Consider the following 15847-nt stretch of genomic DNA (forward strand, 5'->3'; position numbering starts at 1 on the left):
AAGCGTTTGGATGGAAGCATCCAGCGCTTTTTTTTACGGAAAATCAAATCCGCTGGAAGCGGTCATGATGTTCTATGATAAAATGTGTAAGAATTGCTGGAAAAGGAGAATGTTAGAAGATGTTCATTGCCATCATTCATGGAATTGTGCTTGCCTTTGGTCTCATTTTACCATTGGGCGCACAAAATGTATTTGTGTTTCAGCAAGGAGCGCTTCAGCCGCGATTATATCAGGCCTTACCTGTCGTTATCACTGCTGCTCTTTGTGACACACTATTAATTGCATTAGCTGTCATTGGGGTTTCTGTTGTGGTGTTCACCATTCCTGTACTGCAAATCGGTCTTTATATCATTGGATTTTGTTTTTTAGTTTATATGGGATGGTCCGTGTGGAACACAAGCTCATCATCAGGTGATAAAGAGAAGCAGGAATTTATGCCTGCGAGAAAGCAAATTGTCTTTGCCTGTTCAGTTTCACTTTTAAATCCCCACGCCATTCTCGATACAATTGGTGTGATTGGAACAAATTCGCTTCAATATAGCGGGGCAGAAAAACTGGCATTTACACTCGCTTGTATCATCGTGTCCTGGTTATGGTTTATTGGGCTTGCGCTTTTAGGGAAGATGCTAGGGAAGTTAGATACAAACGGCAAGTGGATGAACCGTATCAATAAAGCTTCAGCGGTCATGATCTGGCTTGTCGCGTTATACATTGCGTATCAATTGATTTTATAAAATACATAGAGGATAAAGCAAAGAAGCGCTTGGAAGGTAAGGTCCGGCGCTTTTTTTGTGTATTGGAAAGGCTCCTCAGCCAGTGTCACTATCATCGCAAGAGGAAGATCACATTCAATTGCCTATAGGAAATGATAAGAAATAGGATATATGATACATTACCACTAGTGGGTTTTATTGGCAAAAAGGTCTATTACATTATTTTCCTTTAGAGGTTATAATTTTATGAAATTTGCTAAAGGAGGATATATGATGAAGTTAAGAAAAATGTTTTGTGTGCTATTGTTTATAGCACTTTTATTCGGACAATTTCCTGTAGGAAAAGCTATTACCATAAAGGAGGAGGAGCCTTTTAAAAAGATACAAAATGTTAAAACAGAAGAAAAACTCATAAAAAAGGCAAAAAAAAGCTCTCAATTTTTAAAGGCAAAAGAATTAGCCCAAAAGAAAGGTTATCTATTAAATGGAGAAAGTGCAGCGGTTCATCTGAACGCTGCTGAAACGGATGTTGTTTACTTTTATCTTAAAAAGAAGAAGTCAGATAATCAGCTGTTAGACAATGTTTCCTTCATTTCAGTTTCATTGAGCCAAATAAAAGCTTACTATATTCAACTTGCAGAATACGATGAGAAAGGAAATTTGCACTCATATTTCTTCCAAAATGGAAAATTGAAAAATAAGTTCCATATCAACCAAAAAGGGGAGTTTTTAAAAGGATCTTTTACCTATGGTGAAAATGGTGCAAAGCAAGATATGATGGAATTAAATAAAAAAATTTTCCAGGCAGATGATTCAGAAATTCAAACGAGTTTTAGTTGGAACAAGTTTTGGAACTGCTTAAAAAAGCAAAGCGGCCCGAATGAATCTCTTCCGCTACGTTAAATGGTTTTAGGAGCGTGTTATTATATTTGTTTAACGGGACCTGCTAGCTGTATAGCATGCGCAGTGATTAATGGAGGAATATCTGCAGGATTAGCCGGTTATTGTGTGAAAAAAGTTTGGTAAATGGGGGTTTTTAGAATGGCTCATAAAGAACAGCGAAAGGGAATAGTTCTTGCTGTTTTTGATACGTTGACATTTGGTATACCAGTGTTGCTATGGAATTTATATAAGAATACCAGTACCACATTGAAATTCATGATCCCGATCATTCCCATTGTCGGTCTCATTACATATTTTTTAGCATCTCTTGATTAATAAAATAAAAAATCCTTTGCATGAGCGATACGCTCATGCTTTTTTAGGTCCTTTTTTGAAAATCGTTTGATTTAATAGGCGGAGAGCTTGTACGATATCATCCATTTGTTCTATATCCGAGGAAGATAGGCTGTCTAATAGCATCCCTTCGATATGCTGGAAGACTTCGTTCATACAAGCACGGCCTTTGTCAGACAGCTTAATGACATGTTTTCGTTTGTCATCACGGTCTTCTTCTCTAGCAATGAATTGTTTCTCGTGCAGTTTTTTTAGTTCTCTGCTGACATTTGGAAGAGACATGTGCTGACAGTCGGCAATTTCACTAGGCGTAAGCGGTTCGCTGACAGCTAGCTGCTCTAGAATTAAGTATTGTAAGGTCGTTAGGTCAGCCGGTTTGACTTTGCTCATCAGGGCATGTTTTAGCTCTGAAAAAGTAGAAGCAAATGCTACGAATTCCTTGAAGAAATGGGGATGCTTCATGTTTATCACCTCCTATGTAACATACCAAAATTATTATCAAAAAACAATTATCATTTGACAACTAATTAAGAGGGGTATATCATTTAGTTATCAAATGATAACAAAAGGAGACAACACATGAATCTACTCATTATTTATACTCACCCTCATCACAATAGTTTAAATGGTGCTTTTTTAAAAGAAATAATGAAAGGCAGTGAAGAAAATTCACTTGTTCATGAAGTGGAAATCATCGATTTATACAAAGAAGAATTTGATCCTGTGCTGATTTTTAATGAAGAGAAAAAAAGGCGTGATATGCATAAGGACCCTGACATTCGGGTGTATCAGGAAAAGATCAAATGGGCAGATAAAATCGTGTTCGTTTATCCCATTTGGTGGGGGCGGCCGCCAGCCATGCTGCTTGGCTTTATTGACCGCATGTTTGCTGCGACTTTTGCTTACCGTCAAACAGGCGGGCTGCTTCCAGAAGGACTGTTAAAAGGAAAAAGTGCTGTTTGTGTATCGACAATGCAAGGGCCAACCAACTACCCTTTATTCTTTTTGCAAAATGCACACAAGATGTTAATGAAAAGAGCCCTCTTACAATATGTCGGAATCAAACCTGTGAAGTTTTTTGAGTTCGGCATGATGGAAAGCCCAAAAGGGAAACATGAGGCCAAATTAAAACGTATCTACAACTATTTCAAAAAAATCAGCTCATAAAACAGTTGGTGAAGTCACTTTTCTTCTAATTCGATCCTTTTATGTTTTAAAATGACAGTGAGGGTGGGGGAACTCTTCCTCGTCATTTGAAAAGGGGGATATGGATGAAGAAAACATTGTTTAAAGATGCAGCGATTTTAACACTTGATCCAACTTTAGGTTTTTTAGAAAAGGGAGATTTATTAATTGAAGGGACACACATTTTAGAGGTCGGACCTTTAATTGAAGCAAATGATGCTGACATTGTCGATGCGTCCGATATGGTGATCATGCCAGGGCTTGTGGATACACATCGTCATGTGTGGCAGTCTGTCATCAGAGGCATAGGCACAGATTGGTCTTTGCAGACATATTTGAGCAAAATCTATTATGGTAACTATGGTGCGATGAGACGCCCATCCGATGATCGAATCGCAAATTATTTAGGGGCATTAGAGGCGTTAGATGCAGGAGTGACCACATTTTTAGACTGGACGATGATCAATTCAATGGATCATACAGAAGAGCTGATCGGAGGATTAAAAGATGCGGGCATTCGAGCTGTTTTTGCTTTTGGCTCTTCTGGAGATGCTGAGTATTGGGATAGGGAGAGCACGCTCACCAATATGGAGGACGCAGCACGCGTGAAAAAAGCGCATTTTCAATCATCAGATCAGCTCTTGACGATGGGGCTTGCGATTCGTGGACCAGAGTTTTCCTCATGGGAGACTTCAGTATTTGAAATTGAAACAGCCCGGTCTCTAGATGCTTTATGCAGTATGCACATTGGCTTTGGGAATTGGGGAGCGGAGGATCGTTCGATTGAGCGGCTTCACAAAGCAGGGTTACTCGGACCTGACCTCAACATGGTGCATATCAATGCAATCGATGCGGATCAAATGAAGATGCTGGCAGACAGCGGAAGCTCCATATCTATTACACCTGAAATTGAGATGATGATGGGTCACGGTTATCCTGTAACAGGACTTGCGATTGAACAAGGTGTTCTTCCAACGCTCGGTGTAGATGTGGTAACAGCGACAGGCGGAGATTTGTTTGCTCAAATGAAATTCGGACTTCAGGCAGAGCGCGCGCTTCAAAATCAATCATTGCTGATGGAGGGAATCATGCCAGGACCTGAACTTGGGATTTCTGCTCATCAAATGCTTGAAGCTGCAACGATCAATGGGGCTCGTGCATTACAGCTTGATCATAAAATTGGCTCACTCACACCTGGAAAAGAAGCTGATTTCATCCTGATCGACCGGACAAGCATGAATCTTCTGCCGATGACAGATCCGGCTGGAGCGGTTGTCCAAACGGCACATCCTTCAAATGTTGATTCTGTCTATGTGGCTGGAAAAGCAGTGAAACGAAGCGGAAAGCTTGTTGGTGTGAACCTAGAAGAGGTCAAACGCAAAGCTTATGCGGCAAGAGATCATATTCTATCGCACAAGTTTGAATCAACTCCATCGTAAACAAACATATCCCCATAGGCAGCGGCCTATGGGGAATTCATTACAAGGATTCTTTAATGACCTTTTTGTAATACTGGACAGATAGGAATCCGAAGACAGAATATAAAACCGTATAAATCGACATGACGATGAGCATTGGTGTCCACAGTTCACCGCCGAATAAAAACCAGCCAGACTGAACTGCAAAGTAGCTGTGCAGCAATCCGATGATGAGCGGAATCCCAAAGTTAAATAGCTGTTTGAGTCGAATGCCTTTTAATAGATCTTTCTCTGTAAAGCCAAGCTTACGTAAGATCGTGTACGAGCTTTGTTCTTCTTCACTTTCATTCATCTGTTTGAAGTATAAAATACAGCCTGATGTCACAAGGAAGCTTAGACCTAAAAATCCAACCACAAACATCATCAGTCCCATTGTTTGCTTTTGCTGCTGAGCTGAAGCTAATTGAGACATGCTGTCGTCACCTAGTTTTAAAGATGTAAACACATCATTGGCTTGTTCAAGGTTTTTATCATCTTTTATATTGACCGCGTTATATTGATTATTCTCAAGCTGCAGTTTAGGATCTTTCTGCTGGTCAAGCTTCTCAAAGACATTTTGACTGACGACGGCAACAGGCAGACCGCCAAAAGTGAATTTGTAAGAGATGATGTAATCTTTCTTCATATCAATGACTTTTAAATCAAGCGGCTTCTTGATGAGAAGTTTTACATCACCTGAGCTTTGAATCGGCATGAATTTCTTCAATAAATCACTGTAGCCGCTTAAGATGACTTCGTTGTTTTCTACATGAATATTAGGTGCATTTTTCTCACTGATCACAGGCAGTGTCAAGACTCTTGGATTCTTATTCAAACTTTCTAATTCCGAATCCATGATCTTATGTGCATCAAAATCCGCTTGAATGACCTTGAACTGCTTTTTTTCATACGCAATATGTTTGTCAGAAAGTGCACGAGTGAAGGTATCGGCTTCTTTCTCTGAGCCCATGACAAAATGTGAGGGAATCTGTTGTTCAGCCGTTTTTTCTGCTGAGTAATAGGAAATGTAGCTTAAAGATAACAACCCGATGGCAAGTGCAGATACGGTTGTAATAATCGTTAAAAGCAGTGCATTTGATTTTAATCGAAACATAATAGATGACAAAGACAGGACTTCATGAATGGCGAGATAGCCATTTTTTCTTTTACGTACAATATTGGCAATGAAAGAAACAGAGCCTTTATAAAAGAGAAAGGTACCGATAATGACAGAGGCTAGAATATAAATCATGGCTGAAAATAACTCAAGCATGGACGTATATGAGCCGCTAAAAAGCTGAGAAGAAATATAATAGCCTGAGCTGATCAAGACAATACCGAAAACCCCAACGATGATTTCAAACACAGAGATCTTTTTCACACGCTGCTCTGTAGAAGACGTGGTTCTAAACAAAGATAAAATTGTCTGTTTACTAATAAACCGTCTATTTCTTAGCATAATTAATCCATAGATGATGAAAAAGACAATGAGCGTTTGCAGAAGGGCCATGCCTGAAAAATGCAGATGCGCGATGGCATTAACGCCTGTTACTTTAAATAGCACCATCAGCATGAGCTTTGAACCGATAAATCCAGCTATGATACCAACAGCCATTGAGAACACATATAGGATGAAATTTTCTGCATTGAGCAGTTTGGCAATTTTTTGTTTCGTCATGCCAATGAGCTGCAGGAGACCTATTTCTTTCCCTCGGCGTTTAATAAAAATGCTGTTCGCATATAACAGGAAGATCCCAACAATGGCAATGAGCAGTACCGAAGCGGCTTTAATCGACGCACCGCCTTTAATGGACCCTTTTACATCATCAAGTGCTGGTGAGTACTGCAAGGTGACAAAAGAAAAGTAGAGCGCCACACTAAACACGAGAGCAAACACATATAAATAGTAATTCTTCAAATTTTTCTTCAGGTTACGGAAGACGAGCTGATTAATGTTCATGCTTCACACCGCCTAAGACACCTTGCGTTTTCATAATATCCTCGAAAAACATCTTTCTCTCTAAAGCACCTTTATTCAACTGAGTATAGATCTGTCCGTCCTTGATAAAAATGACACGTCTTGAATAGCTGGCTGCGACAGGATCATGTGTCACCATGACTATGGTCGCTTTTCGTTTGCGATTGAAATCTTGCAGCTTATTGAGTAGATCAGATGCAGATTTGGAATCAAGCGCTCCGGTAGGTTCATCCGCGAAAATAAGACTCGGCTCATGAATGAAGGCGCGAACCGCTGATGTCCGCTGCTTTTGCCCACCAGAGAGTTCATTCGGATATTTGTCTCTTAGTTCATAGATGCCCATGTCCTCCGCGAGCTGTTGAAAACGTTCAAAAGCTTCTTTTTTCGGCGTTTTGGAGATGGATAATGGCAAGAGGATGTTCTCTTTGACCGTGAGTGTATCAAGTAAGTTATAATCCTGAAAAACAAAGCCAAGCTGCTTTTTTCTGAATTCTGCGAGCTGCTGATCCTTCATCTGTGTCATCTCAGCATCTGCGATACGAATCGATCCGCTGGATACATGATCGATAGAGGACAATACGTTTAGAAGGGTTGTTTTCCCCGAGCCTGATGGCCCCATAATGCTGACAAATTCTCCGGCTTCAATGGTCAAATCAATGCCGCTCAGCACCTCTTGTTTGTTGAATTTATTTCCGTAGCTTTTATATATTTTGCGAGCTTCTAAAATGTTCATTTGTCGATCCCCTTTTTCTATTTAATTGATACCTCTAGTATAAAAAGAAGCCCGCCGGATTTCCTTCGATTTGGCGAACAAAACAGACGAGCATGTGACATTGTTGTCACATGCTCGCAATATGCACAAAATCATTCTTTTTCGGAAAAATAAAGGTGAAGGTTGTGCCTTGATCTATCGTGGAGTTGACCTCGATCTTGATATGAAGAGCGTCTGCTCCTTTTTTCGTTAAATAAAGCCCCATTCCTGTTGAGGCGGTGTCATTGTGATGTCTTGTTGAGGTAAAACCCTTTTCAAAAATACGCGGCAGGTCTCTTGGGTCTATCCCTCTGCCTTGATCTGAGATCGTCAGCATCACTTGGTCATTCATTCGCTTGCTTTCAATGGCAATATCGGACGAATGACTGTACTTAACTGCATTTGTGAGCACCTGTCTGATCATAAAGGATAACCATTTTGTATCACTTAATACGTGACGTTCTTCTAGCGTGAGTTCAAAGCCGATTCCTTTTTGCATGCACCATGATTGGAGCGCTTTGATTTCCTTCGCTAAGATGCTTTGCAGGTCAAGCTGTTCAATAAATAAATCATTTTCGATATGACGTATTCTGCTTTGGTGCAGCTGGGCATCGAGTAATAAATGAATTCTGAGCCATTCATACGTCATATTCGATTTCAGCGGCTGCTCTGTTAAGCGGTCAATCATTAAGTGCATCGCTGTGAGAGGTGTTTTCACTTCATGTATCCATGAGAGCAATTCATCCTTCTCTTCTTCAAGGGCGATTTGCTGTTCTGCTGCCATTTGCCGATAGCGGGCAATTTGCTCTGACGTCGCATCATGTACAAGCTGTTCAAATGGGGAAGATGGAGTGAGCCGCATTTGATGATCAATATGATCATCCCATTCTTTCAGCCGCTCATAATACGCCGTTTCTTTACGATATCGGAAAAAGAGAAAGACGATCATGAAAAACGTAGATAATAACACAATATAAAAAAGAGACGCCATTGGAATGGTCGTATCCAAATAAGCAACAAACAGAATGAGGAGCTGCAAACTAAGAAAGAACAGGATCCAGCTTCTTCGTTCTTTTAAAAATGCTTGCAGCATCAGTGATCATCCTTTTCCTTTGCAAGATAGCCTTGACCCACTTTTGTCTCAATGTAGGTGCCAAGGGAGATCTCATCTAGTTTTTTTCTTAGGCGATTGACGTTTACGGTCAGTGTGTTGTCACTGACAAACCGTTCATCCTCCCACAATGCTTGAATGAGTGATTCACGGCTGACAATATGATTTTTATGCTGAATCAATTCCTTAAGAATAAATAGTTCATTTTTCGTTAATTCCACTTCACCATGGTCATTTGTGACGGTGTTTTTTTCTAGATCAATCGTAGCGCCACACCATACCTTTAGGCTGGCAGGTTCTGCATTATAATCATGCACTCTGCGAAGAACGGCACTGACTTTGGCAATGAGCACGTCAAAGTGAAAGGGCTTTTGTACAAAATCATCGGCACCGAGCTGCATCGACATGACCATATCAGCAGGGTGGTCACGAGAGGAGAGGAAGATAATAGGTACATTTGAATGATGCCGAATCATCCGGCACCAATGAAAGCCATCGTATTTTGGGAGCTGTATATCAATAATGACGAGATCAGGCTGAACAGAAGTGAATTCCTGCATGACCTGTTGAAAATCGTGAATCCCATAAACATCATAGGACCAGTTAACTAGACGTTCTTTGATTTCTTGGAAGAGGGTTGTATCGTCCTCAATCAGTAAAATTTTAAACAAAACCAGCACCACACTTTTTGTATTCGCTTGTATGTAATTGTAGCGGAAAAAAAGCGCTGCCGCTAGAAGCAGACAAGAAAAAAGCAAGGGAAGGGTTCCCTTGCTTCAGTTTATTTACCTAAAAAGTGCTTTTTAAAGAATGATAGTTGATAGTCGAGCGTGAGCGGATCATTAAAATAGAATTCTTCTGCATTTGCCTCATACACACGATGTTTTTTCACAGCAGGGATGGACTTGTAGATTTCACTGTTTTGATAGGAATTGTCCATTTCGCTGTTTTTACTTATGATCATATAGTCTCCAGCAAATTCAGGAATCACTTCTTGTGAAACCGCATAGTAGCCAGCTTTTAATGCTTTTTCTTTCACTTTTTCAGGCATTTTTAGTTTCATTTCTTGGTAGAGGATTTCTGTGCCGCGGCCCCATGCATCTCCAAACACGTAAAGATCTTTTGTGCCGCTTTCAAACACAGAAACCGTCGCATCCTCACCGATTTTCGCTTTGATTTCTTTCCCAGCTTCAGCTGCGCGTTCTTTAAAATCTTTTACCCATGCTTTGGCTTCTTTTTCTTTGTTTAATACTTTTCCAATTTCAATATGCTGCTGAAGGTAATCGACTTTGTTATACGTAAACAAGACTGTTGGCGCGATTTTTTTTAGTTTTTCTACATTTTTTGTATTGCTTAAGCCAATGATGACATCGGGCTTTAGCTTCATGATTTTTTCGACATTGGCATCCGACACTTCTTCCACATCTTTCAATTCCTTTTGGAAGCGAGGGTTCTTTTTTGACCAAGAGTCGACGCCGACTAGGTTCACACCTAGTGACATGACATTACCCGTGTAAGAACCGAGTACAACGACACGTTTTGGATGCGCTGGCAGTTTCACAGGGCCATTTTCAGATTGATATGTAATCTTGTCTGATGATGTTGATTGATTTCCTTTATTTGAGGAAGAGCTGCTGCTATTGCCACATGCGCTCAACGCAAGTACAAAGATGAGCATCAGAGGGAACAATATTTTCTTCATGAATGTAGACTCCTTTGAAATCGGCACATAAGCCGGGTATTTGATTGTACGAGTGATAATGATAATTATTATCACTCGGATATCATATCATAGGAGTGCGGTCTGTTGTCAATTGCATTTTGATAGTTGGTGATAAAAATAGAGGGGGATTTTTGGTAGAAAAAAAGATCAAGGCACATGTGTCCTGATCTTTTTTCTTATTTAAACCAGCCTTTTTCTTTTGAGCGTGTAATGGCTTCAATGCGGTTTTTCACTTCTAGCTTATCTAAAATAATGGAAATGTAGTTCCGGACAGTGCCGCTTTTAATGCTGAGTTCCTTAGCAATTTCTTTTGTGTTTTTGCCGTCTGCGACGAGTTCTAGGACCGATTTCTCTCGTTCTGTTAAAGGATTTTCGTCACTATATAAGTCTTCCATTAATTCAGGGGCGTACACCTTTTTCCCTTTCATCACGCTCCGAATGGCACTTGCCAGATCTTCGCTTGGGCTGTCTTTAAGCATATAGCCGCTGACGCCAGCTTTGAGCGCTCTTTGGAAATAACCAGAGCGGGCAAAGGTCGTTAAAATGATGATTTTCACATCTGTCCCTTTGAGCTCTTCTGCTGCATCAAGTCCGGATTTCCCTGGCATTTCAATATCCATTAAGCAAATATCAACAGGGTGCTTTTGGGCAAAATCGATGGCATCCTGGCCATTCGTTCCTTTCCCAACTACCTTCATATCGTCTTCTAAATCAAGAAGTGAACCGAGCGCACCAAGCAGCATTTGCTGATCCTCTGCGATAAAGATATTGATCATTTCATTCCCTCCTTTTCTTTTGCTGCTGAATCATTTGGAATGCTCATGATCAGCTTCGTCCCATCTTTTGTCTCAAGGTGAAGGCGTCCATTTGCAAATTCCAATCGTTCTCTAATCCCTAAAAGGCCATGTCCCTTCGTTTGAGAGGAGGGATGATCTCCTTTAAATGTCCCATCATCTTCAACCGTGATGACCGCTTCTTTTGACTTTTGATGAATGGTTATTTTACAGACTGTGGCATCACTATGTTTGACGATATTGGTGACCGCTTCTTTTATACACATGCTCACAATGTTTTCGTTGAGAAGAGAGATGTGTTTCGGTGCTTCCTTTTCATCATAGATCAATTCTATCCCGGCCGCTTCGAGAATTTGCTCTATGTTCACCATTTCATCCTTGATCCGAATACCTTTCATGGAGGAAACAATTTTCCGAACTTCATTGAGAGACGTTCTGGCTGTTTGCTGGACACTTTTCAGTTCGGCACGTGCCTGCTCTGGGTCTTTATAAACCAGTTTTCGGGCAAGATCACTCTTTAAACCGATGAGGGAAAGCTTTTGTCCAAGGGTATCATGCAGATCACGTGCAATTCGCTGCCTTTCTTCAATTTTTACAAGGTCAGCGATACGTTCATTGGCATCTTCTAATTTCTCTTCGAGCCGTTCACGTTCCTTCCTGCTTCGAATGCTAAGGGGGAGGAGAATGGCACTAATGAGTGTAATGAGAACCAAGGGAATTTGCGTGAGAAACCAGCCCTTTTTTAAGATCAGACTGAAATTCACCGCAATGGCGGCGCTTCCGACATGAATATAGTATAAGATATAGAAAGGTACTTTTCTTTTAATATGCCCATTGAAATAGGCAATGCAAAAAGCGAAATAAATGTAGCTGTAGAGCATGACATAGCCAGTAGAAATCGCAATCAAGAGAAGGCCTAATACATATAAAGACCAGCCTTTTGCGATAAAGGCAAAACGATAGACAGCGAAAAAGACAACGTTCAAAATAATGCCTATCACAATGCCTAAAGTCGAAGGAGCCTTAATGATAAAATAAAAGGGAAGGATGAAAAAAATGGCCCATATATAGGGAGAAATCCCATGCAATTTTTGAATTTTAAGTTGTTTTTTCATCCGTGAATCACCTTTTCCATTTTTTCATTCTTTTTCACTACTTTATCAAATTGAACACGTTATCGCATCCTGCAAATACCAACAAGCTCCTTCTATTGTAAGAAAGAGCTTGCGTCGTTTACGCATTCTTCTTGAGAATGTCTCCTTTGATGACAGGTGTGCTTCTAGTCTGACGTGCTTCTTTAAAGGTAACAAATGCTTTGGTTTCTTCATCCCAAAGTCTAAATTTCATTGACTCGATACTTGTTTTTAAAGTGATGGTTGGAACATTTTGAAGCGGCTCACTATGCTCATGTGCATGCTCCAAATGATAATTCGGTACCCTCGGGCTTAAATGATGGACATGGTGATAACCGATATTGCCTGTTAACCACTGAAGGAGTTTTGGCAATTTGTAAAAAGAACTGCCTTCTACTGCTGCCTGCACATAATTCCAATGTTCATCTGCTTCAAAGTAAGAATCCTCAAACGTATGCTGCACATAAAACAGCCATACACCGATTGATCCAGAAATCAGGAAGATTGGACCTTGGACAAGTAACAAACCTTGCCAGCCAAAAAGGAGATAGGTCGCTCCTGCCAATAAAACAATTGATATGTTTGTGAAATACGTATTCCAGCGCTCTTTTTTACGAGCATTTTTGACGTTGAAACGGTTTTTAAACAGGAAAACAAAGATCGGTCCCAAAATAAACATCACAAAAGGATTACGATAAAATCTGTAGCGAAATTTCGTCCATACTGATGCTTCTTGATATTCTTTGACTGTCAGGAGCCAAATATCACCAGTACCTCGTTTGTCTAAATTACTGCTTGTGGCATGGTGAATCGAATGATCTCTTTGCCATTGAAGATAAGGGAAAAGGGTGAGTACACCTGTTAAGAAACCGAACAAGTGATTCATCTGCTTCTGTTTGAAAAAGGATTGGTGGCAGCAGTCGTGAAAAATAATAAAGACACGTACTAAAAAACCAGCTGCAATAACCGCAAAGAAGAGGGTTAAAAGGTAGGAGATGTTCAGGCTATAATAGGCAAGAAACCAAAGCCCCAAAAATGGAATAAATGTATTAAAGAGCTGCATGATACTTTTTTTAGAATTAGCACCAGAGAATTGGCCAACTTGTTTTCTTAAAGTGGCTTGCTGCTGTGTGTTTGTTGAAGTCGTCATGAACGTTCAAGTCCTTTCCGTTTCTTTCTACTTCAAAGTATAGAAGGAAAGGTGTCATGCTCATAGTAGCACCCATCATGTATTCGATATGACATTTGTCATGTTGGACGCCGGAAAGGCTGACGGTATCAGGGTTTGTAAGCTTATTTTATTTTAAATAAAAAAGTAAAGGCGCTTAGCCTTCACTTTTTATGAACGTGCTTCATGAACTTTTAACTGCTTGCCTTTAATGGTTGTATGGCGCATGGCATTCAGCACAAGAGGGCCTTTGCCGTTTAAAATATCGACATATGTTTTCGTGTCTTGAATGGTAATAATCCCAATGTCATCGAAGGCAACGCCTTCTATTTTGGCAATGGTCCCAACGAAATCAACAGCCCGCAGTTTCTTTTTCTTCCCGCCGTTAAAATAAAGCTTCATAATATCCTTCTCAACGCCTGCCTGTTTATTTTCCTTTTGAATCGGTGTTTCAATCTTTTCTTCAAAGCTTTCTACATGCTGCTCTGCGTCTTCCTTTGTTGGATAAGGCTGCGTCTGGAAATCAATACCTGCTTCCTGCTTTAATTCATCAATCAGAGGCTTTGCGTTTTTGGTCATAAACGCAATGGTTTTCCCGCTTTTCCCCGCTCTGCCAGTTCTTCCTGTTCGGTGAATATAGCGCTCTTTTTCATAGGGCAGATCGTAATGAATCACATGTGTCATATCACTGACATCAATGCCCCGGGCTGCTATATCGGTTGCGATCAAATAACGGAACTCACCGTTTTTGAATTCATCCATGACAGCGAAGCGGTCTTCCTGTCTCATGCCTCCATGAATTTTGTCACAAGGCACATCCCATTCGTCCAGCTTCATTGTGAGTTCATTCACTCGGTCCTGTGTATTACAGAAAATAATGCAGCTATCTGGATTTTCAATGACGATCGTACGCTGAAGAAGGGAGAATTTTGCTTCTTCTTCCGTTTCAATCACGGTGTGGGTGATTTGTTGTACAGATGTTTCCGCACGTGCGATTTCAATCACTTTTGGTGATTGTAAAAACTGATCGCTCAATTTCTTCATCTCATCAGACATGGTCGCTGAAAACAGCATTGACATGCGCTTTGGCGGCAGATACTGAATAATAGAAGAGACTTGATCAATAAATCCCATGTTCAGCATTTCATCCGCTTCATCTAACACGAAAAATTTGAGGTTTTCTAATGAAAGAGTACCTTTCTCAAGGTGATCCAAGACTCGTCCTGGTGTTCCGCACACAATATGGTTTTTTTGTGCAAGCTCTACTTTTTGGGCTTGAAAAGGGGCTTTTCCATAAATGGCTGCGGCTTTGATTCGTTTCAATCGTCCAAGGCTTGTGAGATCCTGTTTGACCTGCATGGCGAGTTCTCGTGTTGGAACGAGGATGAGGGCTTGAGGTTTATTTTCAGCCCAATCGACCATTTCACAAATCGGCAAACCATAGGCTGCGGTCTTGCCGCTGCCAGTTTGAGATTTGACGATCAGATCCTGCTTTGAAAAAGCAACGGATAATGTCTCGTGCTGAACAGGTGTAGGTGTATGGAAGTGAAGTGCTTTTAGCGCTTGTTTTAATTCATTGCTTAATGGATATTGATCAAATTGTTGTAATGTCATCGTGTTCTCCTTTTCGTACATTCATACTTGTGACATCATACCATAACCATGACCGTGAATGAAAAGACATGAAAAAAAGCCCCATAAAGGAGCTTTTGATTAAAGGAATCTGCGTTTTACTTTTTCCCAGTAGGAGTTGTCTTTTAATTTCACTGTTTTAATGACTTTTCCTGAAAGGCCGATGTCAATTTGTTTGACGTGTTTCGTGCCAAGCGCTTCGTTATCAAGCCCGATAATTGGATGGTCGTTTCCGTCCTGCACAACCTTCAGCGTTAGCTTGCGGTCACTGCTTAAGATGAAAGGAGCACCCAGTGTACGGTACGAGTTGTTGTTTAGCGATGCAAGCTCTGTGACTTGCATACAAGGGAGCATCGGATCAACCACGGCGCCGTTTACCGATTTATTGTAGGCTGTTGAGCCGGTCGGAGTAGAAATAATCATTCCGTCTCCTCTAAATGTTTCAAAGTGGAAATCATCTATATACACATCGATCACAAATGTTTTAATAATGCTTGAGCGGATCGACAGTTCATTTAAGCAATGGAACTGATTGGTACTGTCAACGCTTACATCGATGATCGGATATTTTCTCACTTCAATCTGTTCAGTGTTCATGGCATCAATCATTTTATCAAAATGCTCTAATGAAAAATCGCAGTATAGATGCGAATTCTCTGTTTTTGATACCCCTACATACAAGCAGTCATCCCGGAAATTCGTTTTGCGGACTGCTTGAAGAAATGTGCCATCCCCGCCAATTGAAGCAATAATATGGGCATCTTCTGCACGCTTGACGACTTGAAAGCCTTGATCGGTAGCGAGCTTCTCCAGAGAAGAAATGTGTCCATCCAATTCATGATCTTTTTTGTAAAAGAAAAATACATTGCGACGATTGTCTGTCATTGACGTTCTCCCCTTTGTTGTCAAAAATAGTTTTCCAATAATAAAGGGCTTACATGTGAACCCTTGCTCACATTTTACACT

The 15847-nt window shown here is 40.6% G+C and carries 15 protein-coding genes; 4 read left to right on the plus strand and 11 right to left on the minus strand.

All coding sequences use genetic code 11. The features are described 5' to 3' along the window. Nucleotides 1-119: 119 nt before the first annotated feature. Together ACSSTM_RS17230 and ACSSTM_RS17235 are read left to right on the plus strand one after the other, a co-directional pair. Nucleotides 120-734 carry a LysE/ArgO family amino acid transporter gene (locus tag ACSSTM_RS17230; RefSeq protein ID WP_437404260.1) on the plus strand — a complete coding sequence of 205 codons (615 nt, stop codon included), beginning with the start codon at nucleotides 120-122 and terminating at the stop codon, nucleotides 732-734. 252 nt (nucleotides 735-986) lie between these two features. Next, nucleotides 987-1616: a hypothetical protein gene (locus ACSSTM_RS17235; protein ID WP_106072881.1), complete on the plus strand. Its 630-nt coding sequence runs from the start codon at nucleotides 987-989 to the stop codon at nucleotides 1614-1616. A 348-nt stretch (nucleotides 1617-1964) separates the two neighbouring features. Here ACSSTM_RS17235 and ACSSTM_RS17240 read toward each other — a convergent pair whose 3' ends face one another. After that, on the minus strand, nucleotides 1965-2411 hold the full coding sequence (locus ACSSTM_RS17240; protein ID WP_106036962.1) for a MarR family winged helix-turn-helix transcriptional regulator: 447 nt from the start codon (nucleotides 2409-2411) through the stop codon (nucleotides 1965-1967). 117 nt (nucleotides 2412-2528) lie between these two features. On the opposite strand from ACSSTM_RS17240, the gene ACSSTM_RS17245 reads away from it, so the two are divergent. After that, nucleotides 2529-3116 carry an NAD(P)H-dependent oxidoreductase gene (locus ACSSTM_RS17245; RefSeq protein ID WP_268495828.1) on the plus strand — a complete coding sequence of 196 codons (588 nt, stop codon included), beginning with the start codon at nucleotides 2529-2531 and terminating at the stop codon, nucleotides 3114-3116. Between the two features lie 104 nt (nucleotides 3117-3220). After that, complete coding sequence (locus ACSSTM_RS17250) at nucleotides 3221-4573, plus strand: amidohydrolase family protein (protein ID WP_187704014.1); 1353 nt, start codon at nucleotides 3221-3223, stop codon at nucleotides 4571-4573. 40 nt (nucleotides 4574-4613) lie between these two features. On the opposite strand, the gene ACSSTM_RS17255 is transcribed toward ACSSTM_RS17250, so the two are convergent. From ACSSTM_RS17255 to ACSSTM_RS17300, 10 genes are all read right to left on the minus strand, one after another. Next, nucleotides 4614-6551: an ABC transporter permease gene (locus tag ACSSTM_RS17255; RefSeq protein ID WP_034661903.1), complete on the minus strand. Its 1938-nt coding sequence runs from the start codon at nucleotides 6549-6551 to the stop codon at nucleotides 4614-4616. Then, nucleotides 6541-7302: an ABC transporter ATP-binding protein gene (locus tag ACSSTM_RS17260; RefSeq protein WP_012010889.1), complete on the minus strand. Its 762-nt coding sequence runs from the start codon at nucleotides 7300-7302 to the stop codon at nucleotides 6541-6543. Before ACSSTM_RS17260 ends, ACSSTM_RS17255 begins: the two co-directional genes overlap by 11 nt. 106 nt (nucleotides 7303-7408) lie before the next feature. Further along, on the minus strand, nucleotides 7409-8413 hold the full coding sequence (locus ACSSTM_RS17265; protein WP_095285573.1) for a sensor histidine kinase: 1005 nt from the start codon (nucleotides 8411-8413) through the stop codon (nucleotides 7409-7411). Next, the gene (locus ACSSTM_RS17270; protein WP_148666395.1) at nucleotides 8413-9102 is read right to left on the minus strand and encodes a response regulator transcription factor; all 690 of its coding nucleotides are present in this window, start codon (nucleotides 9100-9102) and stop codon (nucleotides 8413-8415) included. The genes ACSSTM_RS17265 and ACSSTM_RS17270 overlap by 1 nt, the downstream gene beginning before the upstream one ends. Nucleotides 9103-9212: 110 nt before the next feature. After that, on the minus strand, nucleotides 9213-10133 hold the full coding sequence (locus ACSSTM_RS17275; protein ID WP_034661895.1) for an iron-hydroxamate ABC transporter substrate-binding protein: 921 nt from the start codon (nucleotides 10131-10133) through the stop codon (nucleotides 9213-9215). A 197-nt stretch (nucleotides 10134-10330) separates the two neighbouring features. Then, entirely contained in the window at nucleotides 10331-10930 is a 600-nt protein-coding gene (locus tag ACSSTM_RS17280; protein ID WP_034661892.1) for a response regulator transcription factor, read from the minus strand. Next, nucleotides 10927-12063 (minus strand): sensor histidine kinase, encoded by a 1137-nt coding sequence (locus ACSSTM_RS17285; protein ID WP_060762666.1) that lies wholly within the window; start codon nucleotides 12061-12063, stop codon nucleotides 10927-10929. The genes ACSSTM_RS17280 and ACSSTM_RS17285 overlap by 4 nt, the downstream gene beginning before the upstream one ends. A gap of 118 nt (nucleotides 12064-12181) precedes the next feature. Beyond that, nucleotides 12182-13231, minus strand: coding sequence for a fatty acid desaturase (locus tag ACSSTM_RS17290; protein ID WP_034661887.1), 1050 nt, complete (start codon nucleotides 13229-13231; stop codon nucleotides 12182-12184). A gap of 189 nt (nucleotides 13232-13420) precedes the next feature. Further along, nucleotides 13421-14863, minus strand: coding sequence for a DEAD/DEAH box helicase (locus ACSSTM_RS17295; RefSeq protein ID WP_034661884.1), 1443 nt, complete (start codon nucleotides 14861-14863; stop codon nucleotides 13421-13423). A gap of 99 nt (nucleotides 14864-14962) precedes the next feature. Further along, on the minus strand, nucleotides 14963-15766 hold the full coding sequence (locus ACSSTM_RS17300; RefSeq protein WP_003216672.1) for an NAD kinase: 804 nt from the start codon (nucleotides 15764-15766) through the stop codon (nucleotides 14963-14965). Nucleotides 15767-15847: the final 81 nt, after the last annotated feature.

This window comes from Bacillus sp. RK1064, assembly GCF_051488405.1.
Classification (GTDB): domain Bacteria; phylum Bacillota; class Bacilli; order Bacillales; family Bacillaceae; genus Bacillus.